We start from the raw sequence: 15,327 nt of genomic DNA, 5'->3' as shown, positions 1-15,327 counted from the left end.
CCTCCCGCGGGTGGTGACGCAGAGCCTGCACGTCGAACGCTCTCACCGCCGCGTCCGGCGCGGCAGGGGCGCCCGGCCGGCCGCCGAGGTGCCCAACGTCCCGTCCGGGGGGTGTCCTTGGACCCTGGGCACGCCGGTGCGCCGGTCATACGTTCGGAGCGTGACGAGCGGGTGACACGAGCGAGGAGGCCGGAGATGAACCGCTGGGACGTCGCGGATGTGATGACCGTCGGGGCGGTGTCGGTACAGCAGGACACGCCCTTCCGGGAGATCGTCGACCGGCTGGAGGCACACGGCGTCAACGCCGTGCCCGTGGTCGACAGCTTCGAGCGGGTGGTCGGGGTCGTGTCGTCGGCCGATCTCCTGGCGAAGCTCGAGTTCGCCGGCGACGACGACCGGGTCCGGCTGTTCGAGGCCCGCCACACCCGCCAGGCGCGCGGCAAGGCGCACGCCACCGCGGCCGGCGAGCTGATGACCGCCCCGGCCGTGACGGTCACGGGCCGCACGACGCTGCCGGCCGCGGCCCGGATCATGGAGTCGGCCGGGCTGAAGCGGCTGCCGGTCGTGGACGACCTCGGGCGGCTGGTCGGCATGGTGACCCGCCGCGACCTGCTCAAGGTCTTCCTGCGTCCGGACCGGCAGATCCGCGACGAGATCCTGGACGTGGCGGTGCAGGGCCTCGCCGGCGTGGAGCCGGAGCAGCTGCGCGTCGAGGTCGCCGACGGCGTCGTGACGCTGCTGGGCCAGGTGGAGCGCGCCTCGCTCGTGCCGCCGCTGGTGCGCCAGATCGAGCGGGTGGACGGGGTCGTCGACGTGGTCAGCCACCTCACCGCGGCGCTCGACGACGAGGCGCGGCCGTACAACGCCCCGGTGATGTTCTGAGGACACGCGACGGGCGGCCCGCACCTGCGGGCCGCCCGTCGTCGTATCCGCTCAGACCAGCGGTAGTCCCAGCCTCCGCCCGGCCTCCCGCAGCTCGTCGCGGGCGGACGGGTGGGCGGCGTGGTCGAGGATCTGCTGGGCCTGCTCGGCCGAGTCGCGGCCCCAGATCTGGGCGGTGCCCTGCTCGGTGACGATGAAGCTGTGCTGGAACGACGTCACGGGGCCCGACAGCAGCGGCACCACCGCCGAGACGTCCGCCTTCGGGTGCCAGGAGCGCAGCGCGATGACCGCGTGGCCGCCGGGGGAGTGCATGGCGCCGACGATGAAGTCGGTCTGGCCGCCGAAGCCGGAGTGGGTCCGGGCGCCGACCCGGCTCGCGTTCGCCTGGGCGAACAGGTCGACCTGCAGGGCGCTGTTGATGCTCATCAGGGCGGGATGCCCGGCGATCGTGCCCGGGTCGTTGGTCTTCTCCGTGCGCAGCATGCGTACCCGCGGGTTGTGGTCGACCCAGTCGTAGAGCTCGGCCGAGCCGAAGCAGAACGACGCGGTCACCGGCGTGGCGGGGTCCAGGGCGCCGGCCTTGTCCAGCGCCAGGGCGCCATCGCTGAACATCTCCGACCAGATGCGCAAGCCCCGGCGCGTCAGCAGCGCCTCGAGGGTGGCGTCGGGGATGGCGCCGATGCCCAGCTGCAGGGTCGCCTCGGGCGGTACCAGCGCGGCCACCCGCTCGCCGATCGCCAGTGAGGTCCCGTCGGGTGCGGCGGCCGCGGGCACGGCGAGCGGCTCGTCGGCCTCGAGGACGTAGTCCACCAGGTCCAGCGGCAGCTGGGCGTCGCCGAACGTGACCGGCATGCTCGGGTTGGCCTGGGCGACCACGATCCCGCCGCGGGCGCGGACCGCCTCGACGGCCGCCGGCAGCACGTTGACCTCCACGCCGAGGCTCACCGACCCGCCCGACGGCGGCGAGGTGTGCAGCAGCGCGACGTCCGGCACCAGGCGCTGGCGCAGCAGGTGGGGCACGAGGGACAGGCGGCACGGGAAGTACCGCAGCCGCGCCCCGCCCCGCATGCCCGGCCCGACGAACGAGGTCTCGTGCACCACTCCCTCCCGGTCCGGGATGCCGCGCTGGGCGTTGAGCATGACGAGCCGGAACTCCGCGATGCTCGCGTCGGCGACGGCCAGCAGCCGCCCCGGGGCGGCGAAGTTGCCGCTCGCCACGATGCGCGGCACGCCGGGCAGGGCGGCGAGGATTCGGCCGAGCTCGGACTCGGTCACGGTTCGCATCAAATCTCCTTCGTGTCGGTGCTGGTCATCGGCAGTACCGCAGGCCCGCGCGCCCGCCGGCGGTCCGGGCGAACGCGGTGGAGTGCTCCGGGGCCGCCGCGTCGGCGGAGCGCAGCATGACGTGGTGCAGCGGCCGGCGCGGGCTCGCCGGGACGTGGTGGCCGTAGCCGACCCGCAGGATCATCTGCGGATACCAGCGCCCGCCCGGCGCGGCCAGCAGCCGGCGCAGGTGTGCCACCTCCAGCGCCTGCGTCATCGGCTGCGCGGCCAGGCCGTGGATCGCGGCGGTGAGCAGGACCCGCTCCAGCGCGCGGCCGGCGTCGAGCCAGTCGCCGGGGCCGTCGCCGCGCGAATGCAGCACGACCAGGTTGGGGTGGGCCTCGAACCGGGCCGCGTCCCGCTCGGCGCCGGGCTGCCCGAGCCCGAAGTCCCGCAGCGTCAGGGCCGCGCTCGTCGGCCGCGGGCCGAAGAGCGGGGCGACGACGCCGTCGCGCCGGTCGCCGTGCTCGGTGGTCCAGCGGGCCAGCTCGGCGCGGTACTGCGGGTCGTCCCGCTGCCAGGCGTCCGCCGCCTGGGTGAGGGCGAGCACGGCGCCGCGGCGCACGGGGTCGAGCACGACCAGCCGGCAGTCGCGCGTCGCGGCCGCCTGCCGCAGCGCCTCGAGCACCGCCACCGGCACCGGGTCGCCGTCGTAGGGGCCGCGGTTGGTCCGGCGGCGGGCGATCGCCAGCGCCAGCGCCCGCACGGACGGGCTCGGCTCGTGGCGGTCCGCGGCCACGACCCGGGCGAGCGCCCCGCCGGTCGCGGGGTGCTCCAGCCGCGAGGTCCAGCCGTCGGCGGCGAGGGCGAGCCGCAGGTTGCACAGCGCCGCGCCCACGCTGATGTGCAGGGCGCGGTGGGCCGGGTCGACGACGCGCAGCGCGCGCCCGGCGTCGGCGAAGACGTCGAAGCCGGCCCCGTCGAACCGGAACCGCCACGGCTGGGTGTTGTGGATCGAGGGGGCGGCGACAGCGGCCCGCAGGCACGCCGCGGCCGACCGCTCCGGCAGTTGCTCGGACATGGTCGTCACCTCCAGCGGCGGATGCTCCATGCCGACGGTCGCCCATTCGCGGCTCACCGGGCAGGGCCGATGGTCCCGGTCCGCCGGGACGGCGGGCTCTGGGTGCGGGCCCCGTCCCGGCCGAGGATTCGAGGCGGACCGATCGGTCCATGCCGCCTGAAAGGGCATGTCGCCTGAAAGGCAACGCCGAGAAGGGACGTGATGACGGTGACCGGGACACTCGCCCAGTCCGCCGCGGAGCTCGAGCTGACCGTCGAGGACACCGCGGCGGCCATCGACCGGCTGGTGCGCCGGGCGCTGGGCGCGCTGGACGGCTACGCCGCACTGGACCAGCAGCGCATCGACCACATCGTCAAGAAGGCCTCCGTCGCCGCGCTGAGCGAGCACGGCCGCCTGGCCGAGCTGGCGATCGAGGAGACCGGCCGGGGCGTGTTCGAGGACAAGGCGGTGAAGAACATCTTCGCCTCCGAACACATCGCGCACAGCCTGGACGGGCTGCGGACCGTCGGCGTGATCGGCCGCGACGAGATCGACGGCATCGTCGAGATCGCCGACCCGGTCGGGGTCGTCTGCGCGGTGACGCCGGTGACGAACCCGACCTCGACGACGGTCTTCAAGGCGCTCATCGCGCTCAAGACCCGCAACCCGGTCGTGTTCGCGTTCCACCCGTCGGCCCAGCGCTGCAGCGTCGAGGCCGCCCGGATCGTGCGCGACGCCGCGATCGCCGCCGGGGCGCCGCGGCACTGCATCCAGTGGATCGAGCAACCCTCGATCGAGGCGACCCAGGCGCTCATGGCACACCCGGGGGTGGCCGTCATTCTGGCCACCGGCGGCGCCGGCATGGTCCGGGCCGCGTACTCGGCCGGCAAGCCCGCGCTCGGCGTCGGCCCCGGTAACGTCCCCGCGTTCATCGAGCGCAGCGCCGACGTGGTGCGCGCGGTGCACGACATCGTCGTGTCCAAGACGTTCGACAACGGCATGATCTGCGCCTCCGAGCAGGCTGCCATTCTCGACGAGCCGATCGAACGGGCCGCGCTGGAGCAGTTCCGGCGGCTGCACGCGCACGTGGCGACGCCCGAGGAGAAGCTGCTGCTGGAGCGGTTCGTCTTCGGCGACGGCGCCCGCGTCAACGCCGACGTGGTGGGGCGCCCGGCGGCCTGGATCGCCGCGCGGGCCGGCTTCACGGTCGCCGAGGACACCTCGGTGATCCTGGTGCCGGTCGACGGCGTCGGCCCGCAGGAGCCGCTGACCCGCGAGAAGCTGTGCCCGGTCCTGGCGGTGCTGCGGGCCGAGTCGCGCGAGGAGGGATTTCGCCTCGCCGAGCAGATGGTGCAGCTCGACGGGCTCGGCCACAGTGCCGTCATCCACACGGCCGGCGCCGACGTGGCCGAGGCGTACGGCCGGCACGTGAAGGCGGTGCGGATCATCTGGAACTCGCCGTCGTCGCAGGGCGGCATCGGCGACGTCTACAACGCCTTCCTGCCCTCCCTCACGCTCGGCTGCGGCAGCTACGGGCGCAACTCGGTGTCGGGCAACGTCTCGGCGGTGAACCTGCTCAACATCAAGCGGGTCGGGCGGCGCACGAACAACCTGCAGTGGTTCAAGGTACCGCCGAAGATCTACTTCGAGCCGAACGCGATCCGCTACCTCACCGACATGCCCGACGTGCACCGCGTGAGCATCGTGACCGACGCGACGATGACCCGGCTCGGCTACGTCGACCGCATCCGCACCGCCCTGCGCGCCGGCGCGAACCCGGTCACCGTGCAGATCCTCGACAACGTCGAGCCGGAGCCGACCATGGCGACCGTGGAGCGCGGCGCGGGGCTCATGCGCGAGTTCCGGCCGGACACCATCATCGCGCTCGGCGGCGGCTCGCCGATGGACGCGGCGAAGGTGATGTGGCTGCTGTACGAGCACCCGGGCACCGAGTTCGCCGACATGCGGGAGAAGTTCTTCGACATCCGCAAGCGGGCGTTCCGGTTTCCGCCGCTGGGCCGGCTCGCCCGGCTGGTGTGCATCCCGACGACCTCCGGCACCGGCGCCGAGATCACCCCGTTCGCGGTCATCACCGACACGGACACCGGCAAAAAGTACCCCCTCGCCGACTACGCGCTCACGCCGAGCGTCGCGATCGTCGACCCGGTGCTCACCGCAGACCTCCCGCCGGCCGTGACCGCGGACAGCGGCTTCGACGCGCTCACCCATGCCACGGAGGCGTACGTCTCGGTGTACGCCAGCGACTACACCGACGGCCTCGCGCTGCACGCGATCCGGCTGGTGTTCCAGAACCTGCCCGGTGCCGTGCACCGCGGCGCCGCCGACCCGGTGGCCCGCGAGAAGATGCACAACGCCGGGTCCATCGCCGGCATGGCGTTCGGCAACGCGTTCCTCGGCATCGTGCACGCCCTCGCCCACACGCTGGGCGCGACGTTCCACATCGCGCACGGCCGCACCAATGCCATCCTGCTGCCGCACGTCATCCGGCACAACGGCAAGGTGCCGGCGAAGCTGAACTCGTGGCCGAAGTACGAGCGGTACGTGGCCCCGGAGCGCTTCGCCGACATCGCCCGGATGCTCGGCCTGCCCGCGGCCACGCCGGAGGAGGGCGTCGAGTCCTACGCCCGCGCCGTCGAGCGGCTGCGCGACGAGGTTGGCATCGAGCCGTCGTTCCAGGCGGTGGGCGTCGACGAGCGGACGTTCCTCGACGCGCTGCCGCAGCAGGCGATGAACGCGTACCTCGACCAGTGCGCCCCGGCCAACCCGCGCATGCCGATGCTCGCCGACCTGCGCGAGATCATGCGGGCGGCGTACTACGGCACCCCGGGCGCCTGACGGCACCTCGGCCGGTGGGCCCGCGCAGCTCGGGACCACCGGCCCTGCCGTGCGGTCCGGGCGAGCGGGATCGTGGAAACGGAAGGCATCGTGGAAACGGAAGGCACCGGGAAACGGAAGGCATCCGAAACGGGAGGGAGCGGGCCATGACGAAGCCGGGACGTGCCGAGATCGACCAGGTGGCCGAAGCGTCGATCGCGGCCCTGCGCGCGCCGTCCATCTTGAACACCCAGCCGTGGCGCTGGCGGCTGTCCGGCGACCGCGGCGAGCTGTGGGCCGACCGGACCCGGCAGTTGGCCGGCCTTGATCCCGATGGCCACCTGCTGCTGCTCAGCTGCGGCGCCGCCCTGCACCACGCGACGGTCGCGCTGCTCGCGGCCGGCTACGCCGCGGACGTGTCGCGCCTGCCGGACCCGGACCGGGCGGATCTCGTCGCCCTGGTGCGCCAGGGGCGGCCGAGCGAGCAGGACGACCGGCTGTACCGGGCGATCTACCGCCGGCGCACCGACCGCCGCCCGTTCGCCGACGAGCGGCCGTCCGCGGCGGTGCTTTCGCAGCTGCGGGATGCCGCCGAGCGGCACGGTGTGCACCTGCACGTCATCCGCGCGGACCAGGCGACCGCGTTCGCCGCGGCCGTGGCGCACGCGGGCGCGGTCGAGCACGGCGACGCCCGGTTCCGCGACGACGTGCTGGCGTGGACGACCCGGGCCCGGCCCGACCGCGACGGGGTGTCCGCCCGCAACATGGTGCCGCCCACGCCCCGCGACGTCGCGCCCCGCGACCTCGCCGTGGCGCGCCCCCCGGCGCTGCATCCGGGCCCCGGCCAGGACCGCGGAACCGTCTACGTCGTGCTGGCCCTCGACGCCGAGGAGCCCGAGGACTGGCTGGCGGCCGGCGAGGCGCTGTCGGACGTCTGGCTCACGCTGACCGCGGGCGGCCTCGCGGCCTCGCCGATCAGCGAGGTGATCGAGGTCGAGCCGGTGCGCCAGGCGCTGCGGCGGCTGCTCGGCGTCGGCAGCCCGGCGATCGCGATGCGCGTCGGCGTGCCCGTCGCCGACCTCGAACCGGTTCCCGCGACGCCGCGCCGCTCCGGCACCGACACCGTCGGCCTGCCCGGCGAGCCCTGACCGCGAGGAGGCCGGCGGGAAACGGCCGCGGCGGCCCGGATGCCAGACGCATCCGGGCCGCCGCGTGCTCGTCCCGGGCCGTGAACCCGCATGGATTGCGGCACGTCATACGGGCCGAAAGGCAGCCCAGTCCAGAACGTGGGATCAACAGGAGTGTCGTATGCCTGAAACACAGCGTCCTTCGGAAACGGAATGTCCGCGCCCGGGCGGCTCCGCGCCGGGGGCCCGCCGGTGGTACCGCGGCCCGCTCGCGGGACTCGTCACGCTCGCCGCCACCGCCGCTGCTCTGACGGCCTTCCAAGCTCCCGCGCAGGCGGCGTGGGTCGGCGAGAAGAACCTCAGGAACCGGTCGACCGGACTCTGCCTCGAGGCCGACGCGAACCACGAGGTCTTCATGCGCAAGTGCGCGAGCGGCAGGACCCTGCAGCTCTGGGTGGGGGAGTACGTGAAGAAGGACAACCACGAGGTCGTGGTGATCAGGAACAAGGCGAACGGCTGGTGCCTGGAGAAGTTCAACGACACTGACGTGCGTCTGTTGAGCGAGGTGAACTGCAAGGCCGACCAGGTCGCCTTCAGGGCGATCGGGACGAGCTGGGACAACGTCATGCTCCAGCACTACGACCATTTCAAGAACCTACCGGCCAACTTCGGGTGCCTCGACAGCAGCAAGGATCCCGCTGGCGTCTCGGGGGACTCCTACCTCGGGACCTGCTACGCGGGGGACCGGTCGCTGCACTGGCAGTTCGTCAAAGCCTGAGCCGGTACCACCCGCAACGCACAGCAGCGACGGCTCGTCCGGCGTCGAGGACGAAGACCCTGACCGGCTTTGCGCCGGTCGGGGTCTTGTTCATCATCGCGACACCGCTGCCTTGCGCTCGTGCGCGATGAGCACGGGGCACTCGGTGTGCTGCATGAGCTGCTGGCCGACCGAGCCGAGCAGCAGCCCGGCGAAGCCGCCGTGGCCGCGGCTGCCGACGACGACGAGCTGGGCGGTGTGGGAGACGCCGATGAGCACCTTGGCCGCCCGCCCGGCGGCGACGAGGGCCTCGACCTGCACATCGGGGTACTTGTCCACCCACTGCGCCAGCGAGGCGCCCAGCTCGGCCCGCTCGTGCTCCTCGATGTCGCGCAGCGGCAGGGCGGGCTGGGCGGGCGTGACGTGCGCCCGGATGGCGACCAGCCCGGCGCGCCGGGACCGGGCCGCCTCGAACGCCAGGGCCAGCGCGGTACCGCTCGCGGGCGAGCCGTCGACGCCGACGACCACCGGGCCGTCGCCCGCGCCGCGGCCGCGTACGACGGCGACCGGGACGCTCGCGTGCGTGGCGACCTGGTGGCTCACGGAGCCCATGACCAGGTTGGTGATGCCGCCCGCGCCGCGGTTGCCGACGACGAGCAGCCGGGCGCCGGCGTCGCCGAGCTCCAGCAGGGTGGACGCGGGCAGCGCCTGGACGCTGACGCCGAAGACGTCGACGCCGGGGTGCCGCTCGCGGACCTGATCGCAGATCTCGGCGATCATTCCCTCGGCGGCCTCCCGCGCGGCGGTGGTCTGCTCGGCGACGGCGGCGTAGTAGGCGCCGGGCCACGTGATCTGGTACGCGTTGACGATCTGCAACGCGGTGGCGGTGCGCTCGGCCTCGGCGGCCGCCCACTCCACCGCCGCGCGGGCCTCGCCGGACCCGTCGTAGCCGGCGACGATCCGGTGTGGGCTGATGTTGGCGTGCATCGCTTCCTCCTCGATGGGCTCCTACCGCCAGCATCGATCGATTCCCTTCGACCCGGCAGAGGACATCGGCGGGCGGCGGCGGGTCCTACGTCCCCTCCGGGCGCAGCGCCGCGGCGATCTGGTGTGCCCAGCCGCAGACCTCGCCCGGTTCGGGCTCCAGCGCGTGCGGCGCCCACGCGATGCGGGCGCCGCCGGACAGGAACGGGTGGTGGTCGCGGGGCTCCACCGCCTCCTCGACGGGGTCGAGTGCGATGCGCTGCTCGGGGACCAGGGCGTCGCCGGGAGAGCTGTTGGAGTACAGCCACACCGGCACCCGGCGCAGCCCGGCCTGGTTGGCCAGCGCGAACCGGACCGCGCGGCGCAGCCAGTGCCCCGCGCGGGCGGTGCTGCCGAGGACCACCGCGTCGTAGCCGCCGATGGCGCCGGCCCGGTCCACGGGCCGGACCGTGCTGTGCAGCCCGTGGAGCACGAGCGTGTCGGCGATGAGCCGGGCGGTGTGCGCGGCGGCCCCGTCGTCGTCGGCGTAGGTGACCAGGATGTGCGCGGCGCCGGTCATCGGGTGTCCGATCCCGCCGCGGTGACCGCGCTGCGGCCCGCCTCGAGCCGCGCGACGGGCACCCGGAACGGGGAGCAGGACACGTAGTCCAGGCCGGCCTCGTGGAAGAACCGGATGGAGGCGGGGTCGCCGCCGTGCTCGCCGCAGACGCCGATGTGCAGGTCCGGGCGGGCCGCGCGGCCCTCGGCGACGGCGATGCGGATGAGCCGGCCGACCCCGTCGCGGTCGATGGACTCGAACGGCGAGACGCCGAAGATGCCCAGCTCCAGGTATCGGCCGAAGAACGCCCCTTCCACGTCGTCGCGGGAGAAGCCCCAGCCCATCTGGGTCAGGTCGTTCGTGCCGAACGAGAAGAAGTCCGCGGCCCGGGCGATCTCGCCCGCGGTCAGCGCCGCGCGGGGCACCTCGATCATGGTGCCGATGCGGGCCTCGACGCCGAGCTCGTCGAGCAGCCGCTGCGCTTCCTGCCGTACGGCCTCCAGCTCCTGCACGGCGCCGACCAGCGGCACCATGATCTCGGCCCGCGCGCCCGGGACCGCCGCGGCCGCCTCGGCGATCGCCCGCACCTGCATGGCGAACAGGCCCGGGATGACCAGGCCGAGGCGCACGCCGCGCAGGCCGAGCATCGGGTTCTCCTCGTGCATGCGGTGGACGGCGTCGAGCAGCTCCCGGTCGTGGCCGGGGTCGGCGCCGCGCTCCTCGGCGCGCGCGACCCGCACGGCGAGGTCCTCCAGGGGCGGGAGGAACTCGTGCAGGGGCGGATCGATCAGCCGTACGGTCACGGGCAGGCCGGCCATCTCGCGGAACAGCTCGGTGAAGTCGGCGCGCTGCAGGGGCAGCAGTTCGGCGAGGGCGGCGTCGCGCTGCTCGCCGGTGCGGGCCAGGATGAGCCGCTCGACGAGGGCGCGGCGCTCACCGAGGAACATGTGCTCGGTGCGGCACAGGCCGATGCCCTGGGCGCCGAAGCGGCGGGCCCGGGCCGCGTCCGCGGCGGTGTCGGCGTTGGTGCGCACGGCGAGCCGGCGGCGCTTGTCGGCGTGGGTGAGGATGCGGTCGACGGCGCGGATGAGCGGCCCGCCGGCGTCGGGGGTGACGCTACCCTCGAAGTAGCGCACGACCGGCGAGGGCTGCACGGGCACCGCACCGAGGTAGACCGCGCCCGACGTGCCGTCGATCGAGACGACGTCCCCCTCGCTGACGGTGATGCCGCCGGCGCGCAGTTGTGCCCCGGTGATGTCGACGTCGATCTCCTCGGCCCCGCAGACGCAGGTCTTGCCCATGCCGCGGGCGACCACGGCGGCGTGCGAGGTCTTGCCGCCCCGGCTGGTGAGGATGCCCTGGGCGGCGATCATGCCGGGCAGGTCGTCGGGGTTGGTCTCCCGGCGCACCAGGATCACCGGCGTGCCGGCGGCGGCGAGCGCGGCGGCGCGGCGGGCGTCGAAGGCGACGGCGCCGACGGCGGCCCCCGGCGAGGCGGCGATGCCCGCGGCGATCCGCCGCGGCCCGCCGGACAGGTCGAAGGCGGGGAACATCAGCTGCGCCAGCTGCGCGCCGGTGACCCGGCTCAGAGCCTCGTCGAGGTCGATGACGCCCTCGTCGACGAGCTGGGCGGCGATGACGAACGCGGCGGCGGCGGTGCGCTTGCCGACCCGGGTCTGCAGCATCCACAGCTTGCCGCGCTCGATGGTGAACTCGATGTCGCACAGGTCCTTGTAGTGCTCCTCGAGCTTCGCCATGATCGACATCAGCTCGTCGTAGCCGGCCTTGTCGCGGCGCTCGAGCTCCTGCAGCGGCATGGTGTTGCGGATGCCGGCCACGACATCCTCGCCCTGGGCGTTGGTCAGGTAGTCGCCGTAGACCCCGCGCTCGCCGGTGGCCGGGTCGCGGGTGAACGCCACGCCGGTGCCGGAGTCCGCGCCGAGGTTGCCGAACACCATCGCCACCACGTTGACGGCGGTGCCGAGGTCCCCGGGGATGTGCTCCTGGCGGCGGTACAGCACGGCGCGCTCGGCATTCCAGGACCGGAACACCGCCCGGATCGCCTCGCTCAGCTGTTCGTGCGGGTCCTGCGGGAAGTCGCGGCCCGTGTGCTCGCGGAAGATCTCCTGGTACCGCCGCACGCACTCGCGCGGATCCGCGTCGAGCGGACCCGGCTCGAACGCCTCGCCCGGGATGTCGCAGACGGTCCGGCCGAACATCTCGATGAGCCGCCGGTAGCAGTCCCAGGCGAAGCGCTCGTCCCCGCCGGCCTGCGCGGACAGCCCGGCGACGCTGTCGTCGGTCAGCCCGACGTTGAGCACCGTCTCCATCATCCCGGGCATCGAGAACTTCGCGCCCGAGCGCACCGAGACCAGCAGCGGGTCGGCCGCGTCGCCGAGCCGCCGACCGGCCCTGCGCTCCAGGCGCTCCAGGTGCACGGCGATCTCGTCCCGCAGGCCGTACGGTTCCGTGCCGGACCGCAGAAAGGCCCGGCAGGCGTCGGTGGTGACGGTGAAGCCGGGCGGCACCGGCAGGCCGAGGTTGGCCATCTCGGCGAGGTTGCCGCCCTTGCCGCCGAGCAGGTCCTTGAGCTCCCGGCTGCCCTCGGCGAAGTCGTAGACGTACTTGGTCATGGCGCACCTCCACAGGGGTCGGCAGTAACGCTAGGCGCGGTGCGGCGGTGGCCGGCAGGGCCGTGGGCCCGGGCGGACGGGGACTTCGGCCCTGCTGTGCGCCGCCCGCGCGAGAGAGGCTGGCCGTGAAGGTACCCGATCGGGGAGGAACCATGAGCACCACGAGTGTTCCCGCTGCCACCGAGTTCGCCGCCTGGCGCGGTTTCCGGGGCGGGCGGTGGCGCGACGAGGTCGACGTCGCCGACTTCGTCCGGGCGAACGTTCGGCCGTACGAGGGCGACGGGGCGTTCCTCGCCGGGCCGACGCCGCGGACCCGGCACGTCTGGGGTCTGCTGACGGCGATGTTCCCGGCCGAGCGGGAGCGCGGAATCCACGACGTCGACGTGCACACGCCCGCCTCGATCACCTCGCACGCGCCCGGCTACATCGACCGCGACCGGGAGCTGATCGTCGGCCTGCAGACCGACGCGCCCCTGCGGCGGGCCATCATGCCGGCGGGCGGGCTGCGGATGGTGGAGAACGGCCTGCGGGCGTACGGCTACGAGCTCGACCCCGCCGTCCGCGAGATCTTCACCCGCTACCGCAAGACCCACAACGACGCGGTCTTCGACGCGTACACCCCGCAGATCCTGGCGGCGCGCAAGGCGCACATCATCACCGGGCTGCCGGACGCCTACGGGCGCGGGCGCATCATCGGCGACTACCGCCGGGTGGCGCTGTACGGCGTGGACTTCCTCGTCGAGGCCAAGCGCCGCGACAAGGCGTCGCTGGAGCACCGCCCCGCCACCGCGGACGTCGTGCGCGACCGGGAGGAGCTCGCCGAGCAGCTGCGCGCGCTGGGGGAGCTCAAGGCGATGGCGGCCTCCTACGGGTACGACATCTCGAAGCCGGCGCGGACCGCGCGGGAGGCGGTGCAGTGGCTGTACTTCGCCTACCTCGCCGCGGTCAAGGAGCAGAACGGCGCCGCCATGTCGCTCGGGCGCACCTCGACGTTCCTCGACGTGTACCTCGAGCGGGACCTCGCCGAGGGCAGCCTGAACGAGTCGCAGGCGCAGGAGCTGGTCGACGACTTCGTCATCAAGCTGCGCATCGTGCGGTTCCTGCGCACGCCGGAGTACGACGAGCTGTTCTCGGGCGACCCGACGTGGGTGACCGAGTCGATCGGCGGGATGGGCGCCGGCGGGCGCACGCTGGTGACCCGGACCTCGTACCGGTACCTGCAGACCCTGTACAACCTGGGTCCGGCGCCGGAGCCGAACCTGACCGTGCTGTGGTCGCCGTCGCTGCCGGAGCCGTTCAAGCGCTTCTGCGCGCAGGTGTCGCTGTCCACCAGCGCGATCCAGTACGAGAACGACGAGCTGCTGCGCGAGTACGGCGACGACGACACGGCCATCGCCTGCTGCGTGTCGGCGATGCGGGTCGGCAAGGACATGCAGTTCTTCGGCGCGCGGGTGAACCTCGCCAAGGCGCTGCTGTACGCCATCAACGGCGGCCGCGACGAGATCACCGGCGCGCAGGTCGCGCCCGCGTCCCCGCCGGTCACCGAGGACGTCCTGGACTACGACACGGTCCTGGCCGCGTACGAGCGGACCCTGGAATGGCTGGCCCGCACCTACGTCGACGCCCTGAACATCATCCACTACATGCACGACAAGTACGCCTACGAGCGCATCGAGATGGCCCTGCACGACTACCCGGTCCGCCGGTTCCTCGCCTGCGGGATCGCCGGGCTGTCCGTGGCCGCCGACAGCCTGTCGGCGATCCGCTACGCCCGGGTGACGCCGGTGCGCGACGAGACCGGCCTCGTCGTCGACTACGTCGTCGAGGGCGAGTACCCGGCGTACGGCAACGGCGACGAGCGTGCCGACCGCATCGCCGTGCGGCTCGTGGAGACGTTCATGGACAAGGTGCGCGGCAACCCCGCCTACCGCGACGCGATCCACACCCAGTCGGTGCTCACCATCACCTCCAATGTGGTGTACGGCAAGCACACCGGCAACACCCCGGACGGGCGGCGCGCGGGTGAGCCGTTCGCGCCCGGTGCCAACCCGATGAACGGCCGCGACCGTCACGGCATGGCCGCGTCCGCGCTGTCGGTGGCGAAGCTGCCCTACGCCTCGGCCCGCGACGGGATCTCGCTCACCTCGACCGTCACCCCGGACGGGCTGGGCCGCGACGACGCCGAGCGTGCGGCGAACCTCGCCGGGCTGCTCGACGCCTACACCGCCGCCGGGGGTTTCCACCTCAACGTCAACGTGCTCGACCGCGAGACGCTGCTGGACGCCATGGCGCACCCGGAGCGCTATCCGCAGCTGACGATCCGGGTCTCCGGCTACGCCGTCAACTTCGTCAAGCTGACGCCGGAGCAGCAGCGCGACGTGCTCAACCGCACCTTCCACGGTGCGCGATGAGCACCTCGGTCGTCCCGGCGCGGGCCCGTCGCGCCGGGACCGCCCGGCCGGACGCCACCACGGTCTCCTGCCCTCCGTGGCGTCCGGCCGCGGGCCGGTTGCACTCCTGGGACCTCTCCACCGGCGTGGACGGCCCCGGCACCCGGTTCGTGGCGTTCCTGGCCGGGTGCCCGCTGCGCTGCCTCTACTGCCAGAACCCCGACACGTGGCACATGCGCGACGGCAGCGCCACGACCGCCGGCGAGGTGCTCTCGACCGTCGCCGGCTTCGCGCCGTTCCTGCGCACGGCCGGCGGCGGCCTGACCGTCAGCGGCGGCGAGCCGCTGCTGCAGCGCGCGTTCACCCGGGCCCTGTTCGCCGGTGCCCGCGAGCTCGGGCTGCACACGGCGCTGGACACGTCCGGGGCGCTCGGCGCCCGCGCCGGCGACGACCTGCTCGACCTGACCAGCCTGGTGCTGCTGGACATCAAGTGCTGGGACCCGGCCGGATACCGGCGGCTGACCGGCGGCGAGCTGCGCCCGACCCTGGACTTCGCCCGCCGGCTCGCGCGCCGGGGGACGCCGGTCTGGCTGCGGTACGTCCTCGTGCCCGGCCTCACCGACGACCTCGACGACGTGGCGGGGCTGGCCGGGTTCGCGGCCTCCCTGGGCAACGTCGAGCGGGTCGACGTCCTGCCGTTCCACCGGCTCGGCGCGGCGAAGTACGAGCGCCTCGGCATCCCGTTCCCGCTGCGTGACACCGAACCGCCGGACGCCGCACTGATCGGGCGGGTCCGCGACCGGTTCCGCCACGCCGGCCTGGTCGCCTACTGAGGGCGCAGACAAGTCTTGCCTGTGA

General features: G+C 73.5%; 11 protein-coding genes. 6 read left to right on the top strand and 5 right to left on the bottom strand.

The window, feature by feature from the left end; genetic code table 11:
* Positions 1-195 precede the first annotated feature (195 nt).
* Complete coding sequence (locus ACQPY0_RS36975) at positions 196-882, top strand: CBS domain-containing protein (RefSeq protein WP_432971521.1); 687 nt, start codon at positions 196-198, stop codon at positions 880-882.
* Between the two features lie 51 nt (positions 883-933).
* On the opposite strand, the gene ACQPY0_RS36970 is transcribed toward ACQPY0_RS36975, so the two are convergent.
* Positions 934-2,166 carry an acetyl-CoA hydrolase/transferase family protein gene (locus tag ACQPY0_RS36970; protein ID WP_432971518.1) on the bottom strand — a complete coding sequence of 411 codons (1,233 nt, stop codon included), beginning with the start codon at positions 2,164-2,166 and terminating at the stop codon, positions 934-936.
* 25 nt (positions 2,167-2,191) lie between these two features.
* Positions 2,192-3,283, bottom strand: a complete 1,092-nt coding sequence (locus ACQPY0_RS36965) for an Acg family FMN-binding oxidoreductase (protein ID WP_432971515.1) — start codon at positions 3,281-3,283, stop codon at positions 2,192-2,194.
* Positions 3,284-3,427: 144 nt separating this feature from the next.
* On the opposite strand from ACQPY0_RS36965, the gene adhE reads away from it, so the two are divergent.
* From adhE to ACQPY0_RS36950, 3 genes are all read left to right on the top strand, one after another.
* Positions 3,428-6,061: a bifunctional acetaldehyde-CoA/alcohol dehydrogenase gene (gene adhE / locus ACQPY0_RS36960; protein WP_432971512.1), complete on the top strand. Its 2,634-nt coding sequence runs from the start codon at positions 3,428-3,430 to the stop codon at positions 6,059-6,061.
* Between the two features lie 146 nt (positions 6,062-6,207).
* Positions 6,208-7,188, top strand: coding sequence for an Acg family FMN-binding oxidoreductase (locus tag ACQPY0_RS36955; RefSeq protein ID WP_432971509.1), 981 nt, complete (start codon positions 6,208-6,210; stop codon positions 7,186-7,188).
* A gap of 160 nt (positions 7,189-7,348) precedes the next feature.
* The gene (locus tag ACQPY0_RS36950; protein WP_432971506.1) at positions 7,349-7,945 is read left to right on the top strand and encodes a hypothetical protein; all 597 of its coding nucleotides are present in this window, start codon (positions 7,349-7,351) and stop codon (positions 7,943-7,945) included.
* A 93-nt stretch (positions 7,946-8,038) separates the two neighbouring features.
* On the opposite strand, the gene ACQPY0_RS36945 is transcribed toward ACQPY0_RS36950, so the two are convergent.
* The 3 genes from ACQPY0_RS36945 to ppdK form a co-directional block, all read right to left on the bottom strand.
* The gene (locus ACQPY0_RS36945; protein ID WP_432971503.1) at positions 8,039-8,911 is read right to left on the bottom strand and encodes a universal stress protein; all 873 of its coding nucleotides are present in this window, start codon (positions 8,909-8,911) and stop codon (positions 8,039-8,041) included.
* Positions 8,912-8,996: 85 nt separating this feature from the next.
* The gene (locus ACQPY0_RS36940) at positions 8,997-9,467 is read right to left on the bottom strand and encodes a hypothetical protein (protein WP_432971500.1); all 471 of its coding nucleotides are present in this window, start codon (positions 9,465-9,467) and stop codon (positions 8,997-8,999) included.
* Positions 9,464-12,079 (bottom strand): pyruvate, phosphate dikinase, encoded by a 2,616-nt coding sequence (gene ppdK / locus ACQPY0_RS36935; RefSeq protein ID WP_432971497.1) that lies wholly within the window; start codon positions 12,077-12,079, stop codon positions 9,464-9,466. Before ppdK ends, ACQPY0_RS36940 begins: the two co-directional genes overlap by 4 nt.
* A gap of 152 nt (positions 12,080-12,231) precedes the next feature.
* Here ppdK and pflB point away from each other — a divergent pair, with 152 nt between their 5' ends.
* Entirely contained in the window at positions 12,232-14,490 is a 2,259-nt protein-coding gene (pflB, locus tag ACQPY0_RS36930; protein WP_432971494.1) for a formate C-acetyltransferase, read from the top strand.
* Positions 14,487-15,302: a pyruvate formate-lyase-activating protein gene (pflA, locus tag ACQPY0_RS36925; RefSeq protein ID WP_432971491.1), complete on the top strand. Its 816-nt coding sequence runs from the start codon at positions 14,487-14,489 to the stop codon at positions 15,300-15,302. Before pflB ends, pflA begins: the two co-directional genes overlap by 4 nt.
* Positions 15,303-15,327 lie beyond the last annotated feature (25 nt).

Source organism: Dactylosporangium sp. CA-233914, assembly GCF_050942935.1.
GTDB lineage: Bacteria > Actinomycetota > Actinomycetes > Mycobacteriales > Micromonosporaceae > Dactylosporangium.
Note: the sequence above shows the minus strand (reverse complement) of the source record. Positions and strands in the feature narration are given on the sequence as shown.

Excerpts from the sequence above, each read along its gene's own strand:
- ACQPY0_RS36975 (WP_432971521.1), top strand. The coding sequence starts at position 196 with ATGAACCGCTGGGACGTCGCGGATGTGATGACCGTCGGGGCGGTGTCG.
- ACQPY0_RS36970 (WP_432971518.1), bottom strand. The coding sequence starts at position 2,166 with ATGCGAACCGTGACCGAGTCCGAGCTCGGCCGAATCCTCGCCGCCCTG.
- adhE (WP_432971512.1), top strand. The coding sequence starts at position 3,428 with ATGACGGTGACCGGGACACTCGCCCAGTCCGCCGCGGAGCTCGAGCTG.
- ACQPY0_RS36955 (WP_432971509.1), top strand. The coding sequence starts at position 6,208 with ATGACGAAGCCGGGACGTGCCGAGATCGACCAGGTGGCCGAAGCGTCG.
- ACQPY0_RS36950 (WP_432971506.1), top strand. The coding sequence starts at position 7,349 with ATGCCTGAAACACAGCGTCCTTCGGAAACGGAATGTCCGCGCCCGGGC.
- ACQPY0_RS36945 (WP_432971503.1), bottom strand. The coding sequence starts at position 8,911 with ATGCACGCCAACATCAGCCCACACCGGATCGTCGCCGGCTACGACGGG.
- ACQPY0_RS36940 (WP_432971500.1), bottom strand. The coding sequence starts at position 9,467 with ATGACCGGCGCCGCGCACATCCTGGTCACCTACGCCGACGACGACGGG.
- ppdK (WP_432971497.1), bottom strand. The coding sequence starts at position 12,079 with ATGACCAAGTACGTCTACGACTTCGCCGAGGGCAGCCGGGAGCTCAAG.
- pflB (WP_432971494.1), top strand. The coding sequence starts at position 12,232 with ATGAGCACCACGAGTGTTCCCGCTGCCACCGAGTTCGCCGCCTGGCGC.
- pflA (WP_432971491.1), top strand. The coding sequence starts at position 14,487 with ATGAGCACCTCGGTCGTCCCGGCGCGGGCCCGTCGCGCCGGGACCGCC.